The sequence below is a fragment of the Nocardioides sp. P5_C9_2 genome (assembly GCF_054049555.1).
The window spans coordinates 1-4,574 of sequence record NZ_JBFUMD010000327.1; the positions used below are offsets into that span (position 1 = coordinate 1).

3 protein-coding genes and 1 pseudogene are annotated in these 4,574 nt (G+C 69.1%); 2 read left to right on the forward strand and 2 right to left on the reverse strand.

The genetic code is table 11. From position 1 onward, the window contains the following. Positions 1-1,017, forward strand: a 1,017-nt coding sequence (locus ACXJKL_RS15185) for an acyl-CoA dehydrogenase family protein (RefSeq protein ID WP_457207872.1), incomplete at its 5' end; no start/stop codon positions are given. A gap of 82 nt (positions 1,018-1,099) precedes the next feature. Here the strand turns inward: ACXJKL_RS15185 and ACXJKL_RS15190 are convergent. Beyond that, positions 1,100-2,560 (reverse strand): class I adenylate-forming enzyme family protein, encoded by a 1,461-nt coding sequence (locus tag ACXJKL_RS15190; RefSeq protein ID WP_457207873.1) that lies wholly within the window; start codon positions 2,558-2,560, stop codon positions 1,100-1,102. 140 nt (positions 2,561-2,700) lie between these two features. On the opposite strand from ACXJKL_RS15190, the gene ACXJKL_RS15195 reads away from it, so the two are divergent. Beyond that, complete coding sequence (locus ACXJKL_RS15195; RefSeq protein WP_457207874.1) at positions 2,701-4,272, forward strand: carboxyl transferase domain-containing protein; 1,572 nt, start codon at positions 2,701-2,703, stop codon at positions 4,270-4,272. Here ACXJKL_RS15195 and ACXJKL_RS15200 read toward each other — a convergent pair. Beyond that, positions 4,200-4,538, reverse strand: a pseudogene (locus tag ACXJKL_RS15200) (steroid 3-ketoacyl-CoA thiolase); the annotation flags it as partial. The gene ACXJKL_RS15195 and the pseudogene ACXJKL_RS15200 overlap by 73 nt on opposite strands. Positions 4,539-4,574 lie beyond the last annotated feature (36 nt).

A 4,574-nucleotide genomic window follows, 5' to 3' on the forward strand; every position in this document is an offset into this window, starting at 1 on the left:
GCGTTCAACCGGGCGGTCGAGGGGCGTCACTATCCCTCGCGACTCAACGTGCCGTCGTTCGCGATCGTTGCGCCGGTGATCCTCGACTTCGGCACCGAGGAGCAGAAGCATTTCTACGTCCGCGGAGCGCTCAAGGGTGAGATCGTCCTGTCACAGTTCCTCTCCGAGCCCAAGGGTGGCTCGGACCTGGCCGGAGTGATCTCGCGTGCCGATCGCGACGGCGACACATGGGTGCTCAACGGCAGCAAGATCTGGTCGACGGCGGCCTACGGTGCCGACTACGGCATCGCGCTGGTCCGCACCGACTGGGATGCCCCCAAGCACCGCGGCCTCTCGATGATCATGGTGCCGATCAAGGACCAGCCCGGATTCACGCTCAACCGGATCCGGATGGTCACCGCGCACTCCGACTTCTGCGAGGAGTTCTTCGAGGACCTGATCCTTCCCCTCGACGCGCTCGTCGGCGAGGAGAACGACGGCTGGACGGTCGCCTCCCGGCAGCTGGTCTACGAACGCACCGCCGTCGGTGGCAGCTCGCCCTTCACCCAGGGCCCGCGGATGCAGCGTCAGGCGAGCCTGGACCGGAAGACGCCCGCCGCGCTCGCCAAGGAGCTCGGCAAGGGGAACGACCCGTACGTGCAGGACCGCGTGGCAGCCGCCCACACCCGCGAGGTCGTCCACCAGCAGGTCAGCGCCCGCGTCACCCGCGCGATCACGACCGGTGCGCTGCCGCCGATGGCCGCATCGATCATCCGGTTGTCCCACGCCGAGGTGGGCTGGATCGAGCACGACGTCATGGTCGACATCGCCGGCGGTCTCGGCGTTGCGCCGAACGGACCCTCCGCCGGGGCGATCACGATGGCGGTCGACGAGTACCTGATGCGACAGGGGGGATCGCTCGGCGGTGGTTCCACCGAGATGGCCCGCAACCTGATCAGTGAGCGGGTGCTGGGCATGCCCCGCGAGTTCGCTGCCGACCGCGACGTCGCCTTCCGCGAGGTGCGGTCGGGTCGATAGCACCCGCACCCGCCGAGCACGAGGGCCCGCTCCGATCTCGGAGCGGGCCCTCGTGCCGTTGGAGCGCGTTGCCCCGGGGGAGTCAGGTGACGCTGGCGATCAGGTCCTTGCGCAGGATCTTGCCGGTCTGGGTGGCCGGAAGCTCGGACAGGAAGTAGACGTGGTCCGGAGTCTTCGAGCTGCGGAGGTGTTCGCGGGCGAAGCCCTTGATCTCCCCGACGGTGCAGGTCATGCCGTCCTTCACCACGACGAAGGCGGCAATGGCGTTGCCCCATTCCTCGTCCGGAACGCCGGCGATGCAGACCTCGAGGACGGCGTCGTGGCGGACCAGGACGTCCTCGATCTCCGCCGGGGCGATGTTCTCCCCGCCGCGGATGATGGTGTCATCGGCACGACCCTCCACGAAGAGGAACTCGCCGTCATCGAGCCAGCCGCGGTCGCGGGTCGGGAACCAGCCCTCACCGACGAGCTTCGAGCCCTGCTCGAGGTACTCACCGGCGACCTGGGCGCCACGGACGTAGATCTCACCGGGCTCGTTCGCCGCGACCACGTCGCCGACCTCGTTGCGGATGCTGACCTCGACACCGGGCAGCACCTGGCCGACCGAACCGATCCGGGCGCGCTCCTTCGGGTCCGCGGAGGCGAGGGCGGCACGGTGGTCGTCCGGGCCGAGAACGGCGATGGAGGACGAGGTCTCGGTCAGGCCGTAGGCGTTGACGAAGCCGGTCTCGGGGAAGAGGCGCAGTGCATCCTCGAGGACGGTCGGCGGCACCTTGGCGCCGCCGTACGACAGACCACGCAGGGTCGCCGGACCGGTGCGGCCGCTCTCGTCGAGGTAGCGGACGATCCGGGAGAGCATCGTCGGGACGACCATCGCGTTGGTGATCGCCTCGTCGGTGACGACGTCGATCCACTCCTCGGCGGTGAACTTGTCCAGGTAGACGATCCGGCGGCCGGCGTACAGGTTCGAGAGCAGGTTCGCCACGGCAGCGATGTGGTACGGCGGGACACTGACGATGGTCGCGTCGATCTCGTCTGCGCCGGCGTACTCGACCGTCTGCATCACGTAGGAGGTCAGGTGGTGGTGGCGCAGCACGGCACTCTTCGGTGCGGCCGTGGTGCCTGAGGTCATCAGCAGGACAGCGATGTCCTCGGTGTCGGCCGGGATGAGGGAAGCCTCCGGGTCGGGTGCGATCGCGAAGATGTCGTCGACGCTGATCACCTCAGTCGCGTCGGGGGCGAGGTCGCGAGCGCGCTCGACGTCCTCGGCGATCAGGAGACCGGTGTGCCGGGTGAGGATCTCACCGAGCTGCTCGTCGGAGAGTCGATAGTTCAGCGGCAGGAACGGCTTGTGTGCTGCGGCCGCACCGAAGAGCGAGATGGCGAACGTCGGGCCGTTGCCGCCGACGAACAGGATCTTCTCTGCTCCGTTGGCCGTGAAGAAGGCTCCGGTCGCGGCTGCGCGGTCGCGCAGCTCCTGGCCGGTCAGGCCGTCCTTGCGGCTCCCGAGCAGGACGCGGTCACCCATGCCTCCGGCAGTCATTTCGAGAAGTGTCAACAGATCCATGATGTCGGGGTCCTCTTGAGGAGTCGATCGCGTGATGTCTATCATACAGTAAACTAATTAGACCACATCCGGGCGACCACTTCGGGTCAGGCCCGCTTCGCGCTGAGGACGTACGCATGCAACGACGCTGGAGTGCCCGCGAGCTGATCGATCTCGTGCTCGACGACGAGTCGTTCGAGTCCTGGGATTCACCTGTCATCACCATTGGTCTGTCCGAAACCTACGCCGCGGAGCTCGCTGCTGCGGCCGCGAAGGCAGGGACCGACGAATCAGTCCTCACCGGCCGCGGGCTGGTGCGCGGCCGTCCGGTCGTGGTGATCGTCAACGAATTCGCCTTCCTCGCCGGATCCATCGGTCGGGTCGCCGCCGAGCGGATCGTTTCAGCGATCCGCCGCGCCACCGCGCTGGGGCTGCCCATCCTCGCCAGCACCTCCTCGGGTGGGACCCGGATGCAGGAGGGCACGCCCGCCTTCGTGCAGATGATGGAGATCTCCCGGGCCGTCATGGACCACCGCGGCGCGGGCCTGCCGTACCTGGTGCACCTGCGCCACCCCACCACCGGCGGGGTCTACGCCTCCTGGGGTTCCCTCGGGCACGTCACCGTCGCAGAGCCCGGCGCCCTGGTCGGCTTCCTCGGCCCGAAGGTCTATGAGGCGCTCGTCGGAGAGCCGTTCCCGGCCGGTGTCCAGGTGGCGGAGAACCTCGCCGCCAAGGGAGTCATCGACGCGGTCGTCGCCGCCGAAGAGCTCCCCTGCGTGGTCGATCGAGCCCTCGGCGTACTCCTCGACCCGCCCACCCCAGGATCCCTGCCGCGTCGTGGTGGCAGCCTCGACCCGAGCCGTTCGGCCTGGGACGCGATCAACGCGACCCGCTCTGACGACCGGCTCGGCGTGCGCGACCTGCTGCGCGAGCTGGGAACCTCAACCGTGCGCCTGTCCGGCACCGACACCGGCGAGCACGACGCCGCGGTGCTGACGGTGCTGACCCGGATCGACGGGGAGCCGTGCATCGTCGTCGGTCAGGATCGCTCCCGCCAGGGCGGCGACTCGCACATGGGTCCGGCCGCACTGCGCGAGGCGCGCCGGGCGATGGGCATCGCCGAGGAGCTCGGCATCCCTCTCGTGACCGTGATCGACACTCCCGGCGCCGAGCTCTCCGCCCATGCGGAGGAGGGTGCGGTGGCCGGCGAGATCGCCCGCTGCCTGGGCACGCTGGCCACGATGAGCGTTCCGACCGTCGCCGTGCTCCTCGGCCAGGGCTGCGGCGGCGGGRCACTCGCCCTGCTCGCCGCCGAGCGCGTGATCGCTGCCGAGCAGGCCTGGCTCACGCCCCTTCCGCCGGAGGGGGCCTCCGTGATCGTCTACGGCGACGCCACGCATGCGGCCGAGATGGCGGAGCGCCAGCGGGTGCGCGCCATCGACCTCCTCGCCGACGGCGCTGTTCACCACGTCGTGCCCGAGCCGGAGGGCGACACCAACGAGTGTCTGGCCGCCGCGATCGGTGCGGAGATCGCGGCAGCCATCCGGGGCCAGCGGTCGGTTCTGGGTCAGCGCAGTCGCTCGACGGTCGTCGCGTTCGACAGGCCGCCCGCCTCGCACATCACCTGGAGGCCGAACTGGCCGTCCTTGACCTCCAGCGCGTTGAGCAGCGAGGAGAACAGACGGGTTCCGGACGCACCGATCGGGTGACCGATCGAGATCGCGCCGCCGTGGACGTTGATCTTCTCCATCGGGATGTCGAACTCCCGCTGGAAGGCGAGCACCACCGACGCGAACGCCTCGTTGACCTCGAACACATCGATGTCATCGACCGTCATCCCGGCCCGCGCGAGCGCCTTGCGGGTCGCCGGGATGATCCCGGTCAGCATCATGATCGGGTCATCGCCGGCCAGGCCGAGCGAGTGGATCCGCGCGCGGGGCTGGATGCCCAGCTCGGCAGCCTTGGTGTCCGACATCAGCAGTGCCGCCGAGGCGGCGTCACTGATCTGGGA